Below are 13803 nucleotides of genomic sequence, written 5' to 3'. Positions count from 1 at the left end.
CCCGCGGAGCGGGTTCCTCAGCGCTGCGCGCTGAGGACGGAACGGCCCCGCTGCGCGGGGCCGGCCCCCTTCGGGGGCTGCTCTTCCGCTTCGCTCCAGAGCAGTGAAGGGCCGAGCTGCGCTCGGCCTGGCCCCTTCGGGGCCTGCCCTTCCGCTTCGCTCCAGGGCAGTGAACGGCCGAGCTGCGCGCGGCCTGGCCCCTTTGGAGCCTCCTTTTCCGCTTCGCTCCAGAGGATGGAGGCGCCTCGCTACGCTCGGCCAGCGCGCCTCGGGCGCCTGCCCTTCCGCTTCGCTCCAGAGCAGCGAACGGCCTCGCTACGCTTGGCTGGGGCCCTTCGGGTCCTGCTCTCCGCTTCGCTCCGAGCCATGGCCGGCCCTTCGGGCCGGGGTCCTGCGCTTCGCTCCGGAATGGCTCAGGTTTCGCTGCGCTCCACCGGAGCGGGCCGGCTTCGAGGCAGAGGCCACTTGCGCTCTGGCCGGGCGATCCGGTTTCGGGGTCAGGGCCTTGGGCCGGTTGGGAAGGTCTGCTTTGCTCCTGAGCCTTAGGAGGTCTCGCTGAGCTAGACCCGAGTGACTCCGGCACCTTGCCTTCCGCTTAGTTCTAGAGTGACGAATCGCTTCGCTGAGCTCGACGGAAGGGCCAGCACTTCAGGTTGAGGTCCTAGATGGCGGCCTTTGGGGCCTCTGAGAGGTACCGAAGTAATGGGTTTGGAAGGGCTGTTTCGCAGCCAGAGTGTTGCCCTTACAGAGGAGGTACTCCCTACCTTGGCTCCGGGTGAGTGAACCGTTTTGGTGCCCTAGGTGGGGGCCGTCTCATTGCTCTGGGGCCTCTCCCAGGTTGTGAAGTCAGTGGTGCCTTGTTTGGAATCAGCCACCGACGTTTTTTGAGGGTTTGAGGTTGTTGGTTGGGGCTGGGTGGGGGTTCGCAGGTGTGAAGGGCTGCTTCCTGGGTGTGGGGGATGTCGTTTGGAGCGTGGGGTTGGTGACCTGGGGTTTTGGGTGTGGTCTTAACGGCGTTAACGGGGGTGCTGTGAGGGGTGTTAACGGCGTTAAGGGTTGTAGATGGGGTGTGATTCAAAGTGAAGGGTGGATAGAGATGGGAATCAGTCAGATTCTGCGGGGTTGTGGCTGGGGAGCGAGGGGTTCCGCTGGGGCGGGTGGGGTTGGGGAGGGGTGGTTTTTGGGGCGGAGCAGGGGGCTTGCGTGCGGATTGAGACGGCGTTCAGGGCTTGGGCGGAGGCGTCCACCGGCCTATAGAAGGTACGGAGATGCGTCGTCGCAGGTCAGGAGGGGTGCGGGGGAAAAGATATGTCCCCTCAGGAGGGACATATCTCGGGTGTTGTGTCGCTGCTAGGGGGACACAACGACTGCAAAATGTCAGTGGTGCTGACGTAAAATGGGCTAAAACGTCGGGGAGGCTGACGTATTGGGGGAGATCTGCCGGCTAACTGGTGGTGGGGCGGGTGCGGTTGGCCGGGGAGGGTCGGGAGGGGGGTCCGGGGTGGGTGTGGCTGAGATATGTCACCTGTGAGGGGACACAAGACACGCCGAACGTCAACGAGCGTGACACTTGTGTCACCCTTGTTGACATACTGATCTCCGCAGATCAACGGAGTGGAGAGCAGCCTCGTGTCATCAGAGCCACAGCGCCGCCGGGGCAATCCGGTAGGGACCCCGCGTCCCGATCTGCCGGTGGACGATGCGATCTCCGCGTGGAGTCAGCCCCTGGCTCCGGTCAAGGATCTGGACAGCCTCGCGAAGCGGTACCCGACGCGGAAGCTGACCTTGGACGGCGAGCGCAAGCCGCTGGAGTTCTACGGGACCGAGAATCAGCCGAATGCGTTCTCGATGGACAGCCTCGAGTTCTTCCTCGTCATCGCCCAGTACTTCCGCGAAGCGCTGCCTCTGCGGCTGATCCTGCTGCTCATCGCCTGCCAGCGGGCGGGGGGGCGGATTCCACTTACCCAGGAGGAGATGGCTACCATCCTGGATGTCAGTCGGACGAAGACGTCGGAAGCTCTGCACACGGTGATGTCTCATGGGATCGTCTTCAAGGTGCGGCGGGGTGTGTATCAGTTCAACCCGCCCTACAGTTACCGGGTGGCGGAGTTCATCCCGGGTACTGAGATGACGGGTGAGTTCGTGAAGGTGGAGCAGCACGGGACCATCTCGCAGATTCGTAGCGATACGAGCCTGCCGGACCTGGTGCGCTTCCCCTCGCTGGACCACATGAGGCAGGCCATCGCGGAACTGCGGGCCGAACGGGCAAGAGAGCGCGCTGCGCGTCGGGTGAGCCGGACGAAGCGCACGGGAGAAGGGACGGCTCAGTGAGTACCTTGCGATTCGCTGCGGTCAACGCAGACGGGCTGCTCTCCGACCTCGACCTGCCTCCGGCGGCGTACCGGGTGCTGTTGAAGCTGCGTTCGCTCAGTGAGCCGGGCGGGCGGATCCTCATCGACCAGGCGACGGTCGGCGGGATGCTGGACCTGAGCCGGCCGAGCGTGAACGCGGCTCTGCGGAGCCTGGAGCTGGCGAAGTTGGTCAGGAAGATCCGGAACGGGGTCTACCAGATCAACCCGATGCTCGCCGGGTACACCTCGTTCGAGGATGCGGTCGCGGCCGTGAACGAGATGGACGCGGATGAGCGGCTGGACGCGCGGGGCTATGTGGCCAGCTACCACCGGGCGGTGGCGGCGTATCAGGACCAGCTCGCCGAGCAGCGCAAGAAGCGGGCGGCTCAGGCCGTCGCGAAGAAGGCGGCTGAATCGAAGCGGCGTCGGGCGCTGCACGCGGTTGGCTGAGTGAGTGGCGTTTGTAGGGCTTCTGAGGGGTGCTCAGGGGCTTGTGGGGGCCCCGGAGTACTCCGGGGCCCTTTGTGGCGTCTGAGGGGCTTCAGGGGGGCTTGGAGGCTCGGGGGAGTGGGAGGGGTCGGCGTCCTGTCCTACTCACCAACCGGAGTCCACGCCCCCGCCCTACGGGTGTCCGCGTAAGGCGCGGTCGAAACTGGCCACCCGGGGCGCCGTCGCCGTTGACAAGTCGCCCCCTCCTTGCTGTGTGGGGGCGGCCATTGGTCGGTCTTCTAGAAGTTGAGCTCCACGTAGTCGATGTCGGTGAACTCGACGAGGAGGCCCTGGGCGCGGGCGCCGTTGTCCTTGAAGTAGATCTCCTGGAGCCCTTCGGCGGTGATGCCGCGGAGCTGGGCTTCGGAGGCTCCGGCCTCGTGGGCGCTGAAGAGGCGGGAGGCGTACTCCGGGGGGAGGTGCTGGGTGATGCGGCGCATCCGGCCGTCGTCGGTGGTGCCGGGGGCCGCGCTGAAGCCGAAGCGGGCGCGGGTCTCGATGACCAGCCCGGTCTGCTGCGCGGCCTTGTCGCGGGCGCGCTTGCGGACGAGGGGCTGCCAGCGGCGGCGCACCTCGCGCTCCAGGCGGGCGGAGAGCGCCGGCTTGGGCTGCTTGATCTGGTCCTTCACGTACCGCTCGACGGTGCGGCGGGAGATGGCGAGGAGGTCGGCCACGGCCTTGGTGGACTTGAGTTGTTTGACGAGGTATCGGATCTGGGCGCCGGCCGATTTGGGGATGGGGCGGGTGAAGTTCTGTTCGTCGGCGCGGTCGAGGCTGTCGCTGATCTCGGACATGGGTGGCTCTTACTCTCCGTCGGCCGCGGCGTCGTGGCCCTTGATGTGACGGGCGGGATTGTGGCGTTCGTCGAGTAGTTGAACGGCCCAGAGGAGGGGTTGGGTGCCCTCGTGCTTGACCATGCCGGGGCTGACTCCGAGGCGGAAGCCGCCGGGCAGGGGCTTGCCCTCGGGGGTGCGGGGGAGGAAGTCGAGGGGGCTGGGGCCGTCCGAGAGGTAGACCGCGCAGTCGGAGAGGACGGCGATGGGGTAGAGGTCCGCCGCTGTCGCGAACTTCAGCATCTTGCGGTGCATGTTGACCCGGGCCGTGGAGATGACGGCGGCTCGGATGTCGGGGCGCCAGGTGGGGCGCTCGAGGGCGGGCCAGCTTTCGCCTGGGCGGTAGCCGGCGCCCTGCGGGCGTTCGCGGAGCTTGCCGATGCCGCCCTTGACGGTGGACTTGATCGCGGAGAGGACCGCCGTCTGCGGGGCGGGGGAGTCGGGGTCGCCCTTGTACTCCGCCATGGCTTGGAGGAAGGCGGAGTCCGTGAGGGAGGCGTGGACGCCGAGTTCGGCCATCGTCGCCATGTAGGCGTCGCGCAGGCGGGTGTACCAGGCGTCGAGGTACGGGCCGTGCTCCGGGCGGAGCCAGGCCTCGGTGGGCTGGACGGTGAGGCCGAGCTCTTGGGCGTAGGCGAGGGTCGGAGTGGCGTACCAGGCGGGGCCGGTGGGCGGGAGGCCGTGCGGGGTGAAGGGACTGGGGAGCCGGGGGTCCATGGCCGTGGCTTGGGCGGAGAGGTCCACCAGCCAGGAGCCGGGGAGCTTCGGATCGAAGCGGGGGCCGTCGGTGTGGACGGCGGGGCCGGTGCCGACGAGGAGGCGGTTGGCGGCCGCGGCGAAGGCCATGTTCACGTCGATGCCGACGGCGTGGGTGCGGGTGCACTCGGCGTCGCTGAGGAGCTGGGGGTCGCGGATCCAGTCGTACGCCTCCTCGTCGAGGACCTGGTCCGGGGTGCGCTGGTGGGATCGGGGGTAGAGGGCCGCGACGACCGGGTGCTCGTCGGGGGCCTCCGGGGGAGCGGGGTCGACGGGGCGGGTGAGGGAGCCGGGGACCGGGGCGGAGACCCAGGTGTTCGTGGACTCGTCGCGGGCGGCGCGGGTGGGCGGGCGCAGCGCCGTCATCAGCTCCAGGCCCGAGACGGCCGTGGAGCCGCGGGGGGTGAGGACACGGGTCGCGTAGGAGGTGAGGAGCTCGGCGAGTTCCGGTGCGGGGAGGTCGGCGGTGTGCTCGCCCCAGGCGCGGGGGTCGAGGGCGCCCCAGGGGAGGATCGCGAGCTGGACGCACTGGCGGCCGGTGGTGGGGGTGGCGGGGCGGTAGATGCGGGGCCACGGGCCGAAGCCGCGGCGGGTCAGCTGCCATTTCGCTTTGGTGAGCTGCTTGATGACCGGGTGGTCGTCGGGGAGGCGCAGGCCGCGGCGGTCTTCGAGGACCAGGGGGAGTCCGAGTGCCTCGGTGGCGGCGGAGGTGAGGACGAGGAGGGGGTCGCCGTCCTTGCCGTTGCGGTGGAGGCGGGGGGAGCGGAGGTCGGCGGCGGGGGAGAGGGCCCATTCGACGAGGGCGGGGAGGGTGGGGGTGGCGGGGGGTGTGAGGACCGCGCCGTGGGCGGCGTGGGCCTTTCCTGCGCCGTCCAGTACGGCCAGGGGGCCGCTGCCCTCTGGGAGGGGGGAGGGGGTGGTGGTGGCTTTGGTGGCACCCCTGTGGAGGGTGGGCTTGGGGCCTTCCGCTCCGGATGGGGGACGGGGGGCGCGGGGCGCGGGGTGTGGGGCGGTGGGGGGCGTCGTGGGGGCCTGCGGAGCTGTTCCCCGTACCGGCCCTTCCCGGAACTGGGGCTCTGACCCGGGTGCCGGGTGCGGGGGTGCGGGCTTGGGGTCGGCGGCCGCGGAGTGGGGGGTGGGGTTAACGGCGTTAACGCCGTTAACGGGGGCGGTGGTGGTGGGCGCGGCGGGCTGGGGGGCGGCCGGTTGAGGGGGCTCGGCCTTGGGGGCGACAACCTGCGGTGCGGCGGCCTGCGTTGTGGGGGCGTTAACGGCGTTAACGGCGTTAACGGCGTTAACGCCGTGGAGGTCTGCCAGGCCGTTGAGGAGGCGGGCGTACGCGGCGCGCTTGGGAGGGCGGGGTGCCGTGCGGCCGGTTTCCCAGGAGGTGACCGTTTCGCGGCGGACGGCCAGGGCCTGGGCGATCTGGTCCTGGCTCAGGCCCGCGGCCTCGCGGAGGCGCTTGCGCTCGTCCGGGTGCGGGAGGGCGTCCTGAGCCGCGGCCTCTTCCAGCAGGGCATCGACCGCGGCGAAGAGCGAGGTCTGTTCGTTTTCGTGCGCGTTGGGCATGGGCACCTCCAGGCGCAGCTTATGCGAACCGCACCATGGAACGCACGTGAAACACACGTGGGGGCGATGGTGGTCCGGCCGGGCCAACGCCCCCTTCGTGTCGGGTGGGGTCGGGTCTGGGGTGAGTGGGGTGGGGTGGGGTGGGTCAGATGCGGGTCAGGAGGAGTTCTGTCACTGCCTTCAGGTCGTCCGGGGTGAGGTGGGCGGTGAGGGCGTCCGCGATCGTGTCCGGGGAGTCCGCCGCGATGGTGATGCGACGGGGGGACGAGGCGGGGGAGGGGCGGGAATCGGGCTCGGGGGTGGGAGTGGGGGTGGGGGTCGGGCGGGTGCGTTGGCGCGGGGGGTTAACGGCGTTAACGGCTTTCTCCGCCGCCGACGCCTGATCCCCCTGGGGGAGGCGGCCGATGCGGCGGGCCGGTTCCACCTTGAGTTCGCCGGTCTCCACCTTGTCCTGGAGCTCCGGGGTGAGGTTGAGCAGGGTCAGGCGCTGGGAGACCCAGGCCGGCGTCTTGCCGAGGCGCTTGGCGACCTGGGCCTGGGAGCCGTGTACCTCGACGAGCTCCTGCAGGGCGCGGGCCTGGTCCATGGGTGCCACGTCGACGCGGTGGACGTTGGCGATGAGCGCCGACTCCAGGATGTCCGCCGCCGAGGAGGCGAGGGAGTCGTTGACGTGGATCTGCATGGTGCGCAGGCCGGCGCGCTGGGCCGCCGCCAGGCGCCGGTTGCCGTCGATCACCACGTACGGGGCGCGGCCCAGGCCCTCTGCGTTGCCGGGGTGGGCCTCCATGAAGGCCATGCGGGTGGCGACCGCAAGGGGCTGGAGCTGACCCCGGACGGTCAGGGACGCGGCCAGCTCTTCGAGCTCCGTGAGGTCCTCGCGGAGGTTGAACGGGTTGTGGGCGAGGGCCTCGATCGGCACTTCCGAGGGCGGGACCACGCCGGAGGTGGGGGCGCCGGTGGCTTCGGCGATCGCCGCGCGGCGGGAACTGACGCCGACGGGCTGGGCGCGGGCGAAGGAGCTCGAGACTCCGAGTTTGTCGGCCTTGCTCATGAGATCTCCCTTGCGAGGGCGCGCAGGGCCACGGCCTGCTCGCCCTTGGGTGCGTAGACGAACAGCGGTTGCTTCACGCGGACCGCTTCGCGCTGTTCCTTGAGGTCGGGAACGATGGCCACCACGCGCGGATCCTTTATGTCCATCCAGGCCTGGAGGGAGGAGGTGGCGATGTAGCCGCGCCGGCCGTCGTAGAGGTTGACGACGAGACCGAGGTAGTCGATGTCGAGGCTGAGGTCGTCGCGGAGATCGTTGATCTGGGAGGTGAGCAGGTCGTAGGCGTCCGCCGAGGAGTCCTCCGCCTGAACCACGATCAGCGCGCCGGAGGCTCCGGGCTGTTCGGCGTCGCGGCGGCGGCCGTAGTAGATGGCGGCGTCCATGCTGAGGCCGAGGCTCGGCGGGCAGTCGATGAGGATGACGTCGTAGTCGGCCTCTACGGGGGCGAGGGCCCGTTCGAGCGCGGCCTCGCGGGCGCGGACCGTGGAGAGGCGGACGTCGAGGAGGAACGCGTCCGTGCAGGCCGGGAGGATGTGGAGGCGGTCGCCGAAGTGCTCGTCCGGGATGGGGACGATCAGGTCGGCGAGGGGGCCCTTGGCCTCGCCCGCCATGTGGCAGGTGAGGCTGTCGCCGCCGATGGGCAGCGGCTGGCGGCCGAGCTGCTTGGTGAGGTGGCCCTGGGGGTCGAAGTCGACGAGCAGGACGCGCATACCGAGTCCGGGCAGGTCTTCCAGGTCTACGGGCGGGGCGGACGCGGCGGATGCGGTGGATGCGGTGGGTACGGCGGACGCGATGGCGTCCGGGTCCGTCCGGTCGCCGTCCTCGGTCGCCGAGAGCCGGGCCAGTTGGCGGGCCACGCGGACCGGGTGGAGGGTGTCCGGGTCCTCCGCGAGGGCTTCGGCGGTGCCGGCGGTGATGGCGGTCTTGCCGACACCGCCCTTCTGGTTGCACACCACGATGCGTCGTACGACCGAGGGTCGCTTCACGGTGGGGGCCGGGTTCATCTCCAGCCAGAGGGAGACGGCTTGGGCCAGTCCCTGGATGAGGGAGACGCCGCGGTCCTTGGAGCCGGCGCGGAAGGACTCCCACTGGCCGGCGGGCAGCCAGGTCGAGAAGGACTCGGCGCCGGAGGTGTCGACGGGGGAGGGGGAGGAGGCGAGCGCGCTCCAGTGGGCGATGCCCTGGTGGACGGCGTCCTGGATGTCCACCCTCAGCTGGGCGGTGCGGATCTTGAGTTCCTGGCGCAGCCACGGAGGGAGCTTGGAGACGACCTTCTCGCGGTCGCTCGGTGACGAGGGTGAAGTCATGCGAGGGACTTTACTAACGTTCAAGGGTGTTCGTGGGCACCACGCTTGAGTTTTGCTAACGAAGTGGTGTGGATCGGCCGGGAATCGCCTCCCGAGTGGGGGCGGGGTGCGCTGGACGCGTCATCAGCCGGTCCTGGAAGGTGCGGAGTCCGGGGCCCCGGGGCCGGTAGTCCCAGTCGGACCGCCGGCGTTGTGCGGACTCGGGTCCGGGGCGGTGGGGGAGTCGAACCCGAGGGGGTTCTTGGTGGCACCGGCGCGCCCGGTGTGATGGGGCTGGTGCCGTGGAATCCGGTCCGGTCGAAGGCGGTGGCCGAGCCGTCGAGGCCGTCGAGGCGGTCGAGGCGGTTGAGGACCGCCTGCCGGGTGATGAGAAGTGGATCATTAACGGCGTTAACGCGGTGGGTGGGTGTGGGGCGGCGTCAAGGGTGGAGGCGAGGGGTTGGCCGGCGTATCGATGCAGGGGGTGGCCGGGCGGCTGGCCGTCACGAAGACGGCGTTGTGCCGGTACGTGCGATGGCGGGCGGGGCCGCGGGGGAGGGGCCGGACGCTCAGCTGACTTCGGGGCTCGGGGAGGTGGTGCGGGTGTACGGGGAGAGGCGCCCCGGTCTCGGAGCCGCGATGGCCTCCGTGGCGGAGGCCGGTGGGCAGGACCAGGCGCTGGGCTTCGGGTTGGAGCGGATCCTCGGCGGGCTCGGGCTCGGGTTGCTGGTGGCTGAGTGGGCGGATCGGCGCGGTTAGGCGTTAACGCCGTTAACGGCGTTAACGGCGGGGGTGTGGGCCTCGACGGGGGCCGTGCGGTGCGGTGGGGCATTAACGGCGTTAACGCTCGAAGGGAGGGCTCGGTCTCGGGGGTTGGCTGCGGGAGGCATTAACGGCGTTAACGCTGGAGGGGCCGGGGCCGGGGGCAGGGGCAGGGGCAGGGGCAGAGGCCGGGGCGGGGGCAGAGGCAGGGGCAGGGGCGGCGGGCTCGGTGGTGGGGTGCGGCATTAACGGCGTTAACGCCGGAGCTTTGCGGGGGCCCGGTGGTGGGGGCGGGCATTAACGGCGTTAACGCCCGGGTCCCGGGGGCGGGGATTAACGGCGTTAACGCTGGAGCTGTGCGCGGGCTGGGTGTGGGGTTGGCATTAACGGCGTTAACGCTGGGGGCCCGGGGGCTTGGTCGCGGGGGCGGGCATTAACGGCGTTAACGCTGGGAGCTCGTCCGGGGTGGAGTCTTCTGCCGGGGGTTGTGGGACGGGTCAGTTTTGGGTGGTGTCACGTTCCGGGGCGTTCGTCTGTCCCATGGATGACAGCGCGAAGAGCGAGCGAAGAGGGAGACGGTCATGAAGGTTCTGCTGGCGGGTGCGAGCGGGGTTCTGGGGCAGCGGGCGGTACGGGCTCTGCGCGCGGCCGGGCACGAGGTCGCCGGTCTCGGGCGGGGCGCCGGGATGGATGTCCGGGCCGACCTGCTCGACCGTGAGGGCTTGCTTCGCGCCGTGGACGGGCTCGGCTTCGACGTGGTGGTGCACGCGGCCACGGCGCTGTCGGGGAAGACCATGGCCCGGCACCAGGACATGGCGGGGACCAATGCGCTGCGCACCGAGGGGACCGCGCATCTGCTGGCCGCCGCGCGGGAGACCGGGGCGCGGCGGTTCGTCGTGGAGTCGATGATGTTCGGCTACGGGTACGGGGACCACGGCGGGGCCGTGCTCGGCGAGGAGCACGGCTTCGGGCCGCAGGGGGCGAACGCCTGGCTGGAGCGGCACGTGGGCGCGATGCGGACCAAGGAGGAACTGGCCTTCAGCGCCGACGGGATCGAGGGGGTGAGCCTGCGCTTCGGGCTGTTCTACGGAGCCGGGATCACCGATGTCCACGTGGCGCCGATGCTGCGCAAGCGCGCCCTGCCCGTGGTGGCGGCCAAGGGGCGGGCGCTGAGCTGGGTCGACGTGGCCGACGCGGCGGACGCCGTGGTGGGAGGTGTGGAGTCGGGGCGGGCCGGAGAGGCCTACAACATCGTCGACGACGAGCCGCTGGGGTGGGACGCGCACATGCGGGCGGTGGCCTCGGCGTTCGGGGCGCCCGCGCCGATGACCGTACCGCTGTGGGTGCTGAAGCCGGCTCCGCTCGCGCACACCATCATGGGGACGGATCTGCGGCTGGCGAACGCCAAGGCGCGGCGTGAGCTGGGCTGGGCTCCCGCGTACGGGAGCAGCGCGGCCGGGGTGCGTGCGCTTGCGGGAGCGGAGGGGGGCGGCGGCAGCTGATCGTTCGTGAGCACTGCCGCGTCCCCCCGGAAGCCTCTGCCGATGCCCTCGGTCCCTTCGGCGCGTACCGACGGCTGCTGTTCGACGTCGCCTACCGGATGCTCGGCAGCGTCGTCGACGCCGAGGACGTGCTCCAGGACGCGTGGCTGGACTGGGACCGGCCGGACCGCGCGGACCGGTCGGCCGCCCTCGACCCGAGAGCCCATCTGGTGCGTACGGTCACCACCAGCCTGTCCTTGAACCGGCTCACCTCCGCCCGTGCCACCCGTGGGACCCGTGGGACCTGCATCGGGTCGTTGCTGACCGAGTCCCTGCCGGCCGTGCCCGATGGTGCGCGGGAGGCGTACAGGGCCCGGGGCCATGTACGGGCCCGGCGGCCGTGGTTCGCCACCGAGCCGGGGCAACGGGGGCCGGGCGGCTCCGTCCGCCGCGTCCGGGATGTGAAATCGCGGTGCGGGTGTTGGTGTGGGGCTGTGATCATCATTTCTATGATCGATGAGCTGCGGACCCCGCCCGTGTTGGTGGGCGACGAACGGGCCACCTTGACCAGCGTTCTCCAGTGGCAGCGGGACACCCTGATGGTGAAGTGCGCCGGGCTGTCGGACGAGCAGTTGCGGCGCAGGGCGGTGGCTCCGTCGGGGCTGAGTCTGCTCGGGCTGGTACGGCACCTCGCGGAGGTCGAGCGCGGCTGGTTCCGCAATGTCGTGGGCGGAGAGGACGTCCGCGGGTACTTCCCGAAGAACGAGGCGGGGGAGTGGACGGAGTTCCACGTGGACGACGCCGATGTCGCCGGGTCGTTCAAGATCTGGGAGGACACCTGTGCGCGCTCGCGGGCGATCGTGGACGAGGCCGAGTCCCTGGACGTGACCGGCTCCTACGAGGACCAGGCCTACTCCCTGCACTACGTACTGGCCCACATGATCGAGGAGTACGCTCGGCACAACGGGCACGCGGACCTGCTGCGCGAGGCGATCGACGGGGTCACCGGGGAGTAGCGCCGCCCCGGGCGGGCTACGCGGGGGATGCCGTGATGCGGTCCACTTCGGCAAGGGCAGGCGCCCAGGGGAAGTGCGCGGGGGCGTCGGGGCCGGCCGGTCCGGGTACGAATCCGCCCTCGCCGAACAGGACCGAGACGCCGGCGCCGCGCAGGACGGCCAGGGACTGGTCGAACTGCGGGTGGGCGGTGAGGGCGGCGTTCGCACAGGGCATGGTGACGACGGGGGTGCCCTTGCCGATGGCCTCGGCGGCGACCCCGACGACGAACCGGTCGGTCAGGCCGAGGGCCCAGGCGTTGACGGAGTTGAACGTGGCCGGGGCGAAGAGCAGGGCGTCGGCCGTCGGCCACACGTCGGGCTCGCCGGGCAGTTTGTACTGCCAGCGGACGGGGTGGCCGGTGAGCGCGGCGAGACCGTCGAGGCTGCCGGAGAGCCAGTGCGCGGCGGTGGGGGTGAGGCCGAGGCAGACGTCCCAGCCGCGGGACTGGGCGTCCTCGATGACATGGGCCACGTCGAAGACGGGCGGGGCGGCGGAGCAGAGCAGGTAGAGGGTCTTCGTCGTGGTCATACCGCAATGTGATCATATTGCTTTGCCTGTGGTTGACCCAGGTCGCGGCGGCTCGTGAGCGTCGTATCCGGGGCGCCGGACGGGACGAACCCCCGGACCGGGTTCGGTCCAGGGGTTCGGGGAGATCCGGAGGTCCGGAGGTCCGGAGGTCCGGCGTGAGTGTGCGGGTCAGCCGTTGGAGACGGTCTGCTGGGCGTTGCCCGCGGTGAACGCGCCGAACGCGCCCGAGAAGTCGGTCAGGTCGTCGCCGGCCTGGCCGGGCACCAGGCCCGTGATGTCCCGGGGGACGTCCGTGACGGTGCTGGTGACGGAGTCGGCGTGCGGCGGCTCGGCGGCCATGGCGGGAGCGGCGACGACGGCGAGGGCGGCGGTACCGGCGAGGAGGGCCGTGGTGGCGATGCGCTTGATCATGTCCTGGTGAACGACGTGGTCGGACGGGGGTCACCAAGGCCACCCGGTTGCCGGAACTCCGTGAGGAATGCGGACAGCAGGGAGTGCACGGCGGCGGGCCGGTCCAGGTGGACGTCGTGGCCCGAGCCTGGGACGGAGACCGCCGTCGTCGCGGTGGACGGGTCGGCCGAGTCGAGCATCCGGACGGACTCCTCCGGCGGAATGATGCCCTTCTCCCCGATGACCAGCAGGGTGGGGCACCGGACCGCGCGCCACTGCGGCCACCAGTCGCGGGTGCCGTTCTCCGCGATGGCCCCGACCATCACCGAGCGCTCGAAGCGCGGGTACCAGCCGTCCGCGCGCTGCTCCAGGCCGGCTGCCCAGGCCTCGCCGTTCAGCCCCTGGCCGGTGAGGAAGGTGTGTGCCTCGGCGAGGCTGGGGAACGGGAGCGGCCAGGAGTCCAGCCAGCCGCCGATCTGCTCCGGAGTGTCCGGGTCGGCCCGGGCGGCGCCGGCGTCGATCAGCACGAGGCCCCGTACGAGGTCCGGGTGGGCGGCCGCGGTGAGCATCGCGGTGTGGCCGCCGAGCGACTGGCCCGCCAGGACCGGACGGTGCACGCCGAGCTGCTCGCAGACGGCCCGCACGTCCGCCACGTACGCGGCGCGGGAGACGTCCGCGGGGCGGCGCTCGCTGGCTCCGTGACCGCGCTGGTCCACTGCCACCACGCGGTGGTGCGGGGCCAGGTGTGCGGCGGTGGCGTCCCATTCGCCCGCGTGGCCCGCGAGGCCGTGGAGGAGGACCACGGGAGGCGCGGAGGCGGGGTGGGGGGCGTTCCAGTCACGGCAGGTCAGACGGACGCCGGCTCGGGTGACGGTGCGTTCGGTCCACATCATGCGGAGATCATCCGATAATTTCGGGGTGGGGCCGATGAGTTTTCGCGGGGGGTCCGGTCTACCCCTCGTACGTCGCATCGTGTGCGCCAGAAGGACCCCGTGAGAAGCCGGCGAGAAGCCGGAAAGAACCTGAGAGAAAGAGGATCGTCATGACCGAGCCGGTGAAGGGCCCCGCCAGCTACTTCCCTTCCATCGAGAAGAAGTACGGCCGTCCGGTCGCGGAGTGGCAGGAGCTCATCCGTGCCTCGCCGCTGACCAAGCACATGGAGCTCGTCGGCTGGCTCAAGACCGAGCACGGGATCGGGCACGGACACGCCAACGCGCTCGTGAAGCACACGCTCGCCGAGCAGTAGCCGGAGCC

Annotated in this window: 13 protein-coding genes and 1 pseudogene; 7 read left to right on the top strand and 7 right to left on the bottom strand. The window is 70.6% G+C overall.

The features are described 5' to 3' along the window. The first annotated feature begins 1692 nt into the window (after nucleotides 1-1692). Together ACIQV3_RS30545 and ACIQV3_RS30540 are read left to right on the top strand one after the other, a co-directional pair. On the top strand, nucleotides 1693-2331 hold the full coding sequence (locus ACIQV3_RS30545; RefSeq protein WP_239516702.1) for a hypothetical protein: 639 nt from the start codon (nucleotides 1693-1695) through the stop codon (nucleotides 2329-2331). Next, nucleotides 2328-2801 carry a MarR family transcriptional regulator gene (locus ACIQV3_RS30540; RefSeq protein ID WP_112453053.1) on the top strand — a complete coding sequence of 158 codons (474 nt, stop codon included), beginning with the start codon at nucleotides 2328-2330 and terminating at the stop codon, nucleotides 2799-2801. Before ACIQV3_RS30545 ends, ACIQV3_RS30540 begins: the two co-directional genes overlap by 4 nt. 278 nt (nucleotides 2802-3079) lie before the next feature. On the opposite strand, the gene tpg is transcribed toward ACIQV3_RS30540, so the two are convergent. The 4 genes from tpg to ACIQV3_RS30520 form a co-directional block, all read right to left on the bottom strand. Then, nucleotides 3080-3634: a telomere-protecting terminal protein Tpg gene (tpg, locus tag ACIQV3_RS30535; RefSeq protein ID WP_403717535.1), complete on the bottom strand. Its 555-nt coding sequence runs from the start codon at nucleotides 3632-3634 to the stop codon at nucleotides 3080-3082. 9 nt (nucleotides 3635-3643) lie between these two features. Next, nucleotides 3644-5998, bottom strand: coding sequence for a telomere-associated protein Tap (gene tap, locus ACIQV3_RS30530; RefSeq protein ID WP_403717532.1), 2355 nt, complete (start codon nucleotides 5996-5998; stop codon nucleotides 3644-3646). A 145-nt stretch (nucleotides 5999-6143) separates the two neighbouring features. Then, nucleotides 6144-7049 carry a ParB/RepB/Spo0J family partition protein gene (locus ACIQV3_RS30525; RefSeq protein WP_403717530.1) on the bottom strand — a complete coding sequence of 302 codons (906 nt, stop codon included), beginning with the start codon at nucleotides 7047-7049 and terminating at the stop codon, nucleotides 6144-6146. Next, nucleotides 7046-8353, bottom strand: coding sequence for a ParA family protein (locus ACIQV3_RS30520; protein ID WP_403717528.1), 1308 nt, complete (start codon nucleotides 8351-8353; stop codon nucleotides 7046-7048). The genes ACIQV3_RS30525 and ACIQV3_RS30520 overlap by 4 nt, the downstream gene beginning before the upstream one ends. 582 nt (nucleotides 8354-8935) lie before the next feature. Here ACIQV3_RS30520 and ACIQV3_RS30515 point away from each other — a divergent pair. From ACIQV3_RS30515 to ACIQV3_RS30500, 4 genes and pseudogenes are all read left to right on the top strand, one after another. Then, nucleotides 8936-9091 carry a hypothetical protein gene (locus ACIQV3_RS30515; RefSeq protein ID WP_403717526.1) on the top strand — a complete coding sequence of 52 codons (156 nt, stop codon included), beginning with the start codon at nucleotides 8936-8938 and terminating at the stop codon, nucleotides 9089-9091. Nucleotides 9092-9675: 584 nt separating this feature from the next. After that, complete coding sequence (locus tag ACIQV3_RS30510) at nucleotides 9676-10596, top strand: NAD-dependent epimerase/dehydratase family protein (protein ID WP_403717524.1); 921 nt, start codon at nucleotides 9676-9678, stop codon at nucleotides 10594-10596. Then, nucleotides 10521-10832, top strand: a pseudogene (locus tag ACIQV3_RS30505) (sigma factor); the annotation flags it as partial. The gene ACIQV3_RS30510 and the pseudogene ACIQV3_RS30505, both read left to right, overlap by 76 nt. Nucleotides 10833-11084: 252 nt before the next feature. Then, complete coding sequence (locus ACIQV3_RS30500) at nucleotides 11085-11591, top strand: DinB family protein (protein WP_403717521.1); 507 nt, start codon at nucleotides 11085-11087, stop codon at nucleotides 11589-11591. 16 nt (nucleotides 11592-11607) lie between these two features. Here ACIQV3_RS30500 and ACIQV3_RS30495 read toward each other — a convergent pair whose 3' ends face one another. The 3 genes from ACIQV3_RS30495 to ACIQV3_RS30485 form a co-directional block, all read right to left on the bottom strand. Further along, nucleotides 11608-12159, bottom strand: coding sequence for a flavoprotein (locus ACIQV3_RS30495; protein WP_403717519.1), 552 nt, complete (start codon nucleotides 12157-12159; stop codon nucleotides 11608-11610). Nucleotides 12160-12327: 168 nt separating this feature from the next. Then, on the bottom strand, nucleotides 12328-12570 hold the full coding sequence (locus ACIQV3_RS30490; RefSeq protein ID WP_403717517.1) for a hypothetical protein: 243 nt from the start codon (nucleotides 12568-12570) through the stop codon (nucleotides 12328-12330). Further along, nucleotides 12567-13442 carry an alpha/beta fold hydrolase gene (locus ACIQV3_RS30485; protein WP_403717515.1) on the bottom strand — a complete coding sequence of 292 codons (876 nt, stop codon included), beginning with the start codon at nucleotides 13440-13442 and terminating at the stop codon, nucleotides 12567-12569. Before ACIQV3_RS30485 ends, ACIQV3_RS30490 begins: the two co-directional genes overlap by 4 nt. Before the next feature lie 149 nt (nucleotides 13443-13591). Here ACIQV3_RS30485 and ACIQV3_RS30480 point away from each other — a divergent pair, with 149 nt between their 5' ends. Then, complete coding sequence (locus ACIQV3_RS30480; RefSeq protein WP_403717514.1) at nucleotides 13592-13795, top strand: DUF4287 domain-containing protein; 204 nt, start codon at nucleotides 13592-13594, stop codon at nucleotides 13793-13795. Nucleotides 13796-13803 lie beyond the last annotated feature (8 nt).

Source organism: Streptomyces sp. NPDC099050, assembly GCF_044759865.1.
Lineage (GTDB): Bacteria > Actinomycetota > Actinomycetes > Streptomycetales > Streptomycetaceae > Streptomyces.
Note: the sequence above shows the minus strand (reverse complement) of the source record. Positions and strands in the feature narration are given on the sequence as shown.

What these genes read in the sequence shown, in the direction of transcription:
- tpg (WP_403717535.1), bottom strand. Translation starts at nt 3,634, where the DNA reads ATGTCCGAGATCAGCGACAGCCTCGACCGCGCCGACGAACAGAACTTC.
- tap (WP_403717532.1), bottom strand. Translation starts at nt 5,998, where the DNA reads ATGCCCAACGCGCACGAAAACGAACAGACCTCGCTCTTCGCCGCGGTC.
- ACIQV3_RS30525 (WP_403717530.1), bottom strand. Translation starts at nt 7,049, where the DNA reads ATGAGCAAGGCCGACAAACTCGGAGTCTCGAGCTCCTTCGCCCGCGCC.
- ACIQV3_RS30520 (WP_403717528.1), bottom strand. Translation starts at nt 8,353, where the DNA reads ATGACTTCACCCTCGTCACCGAGCGACCGCGAGAAGGTCGTCTCCAAG.
- ACIQV3_RS30510 (WP_403717524.1), top strand. Translation starts at nt 9,676, where the DNA reads ATGAAGGTTCTGCTGGCGGGTGCGAGCGGGGTTCTGGGGCAGCGGGCG.
- ACIQV3_RS30500 (WP_403717521.1), top strand. Translation starts at nt 11,085, where the DNA reads ATGATCGATGAGCTGCGGACCCCGCCCGTGTTGGTGGGCGACGAACGG.
- ACIQV3_RS30495 (WP_403717519.1), bottom strand. Translation starts at nt 12,159, where the DNA reads ATGACCACGACGAAGACCCTCTACCTGCTCTGCTCCGCCGCCCCGCCC.
- ACIQV3_RS30490 (WP_403717517.1), bottom strand. Translation starts at nt 12,570, where the DNA reads ATGATCAAGCGCATCGCCACCACGGCCCTCCTCGCCGGTACCGCCGCC.
- ACIQV3_RS30485 (WP_403717515.1), bottom strand. Translation starts at nt 13,442, where the DNA reads ATGATGTGGACCGAACGCACCGTCACCCGAGCCGGCGTCCGTCTGACC.
- ACIQV3_RS30480 (WP_403717514.1), top strand. Translation starts at nt 13,592, where the DNA reads ATGACCGAGCCGGTGAAGGGCCCCGCCAGCTACTTCCCTTCCATCGAG.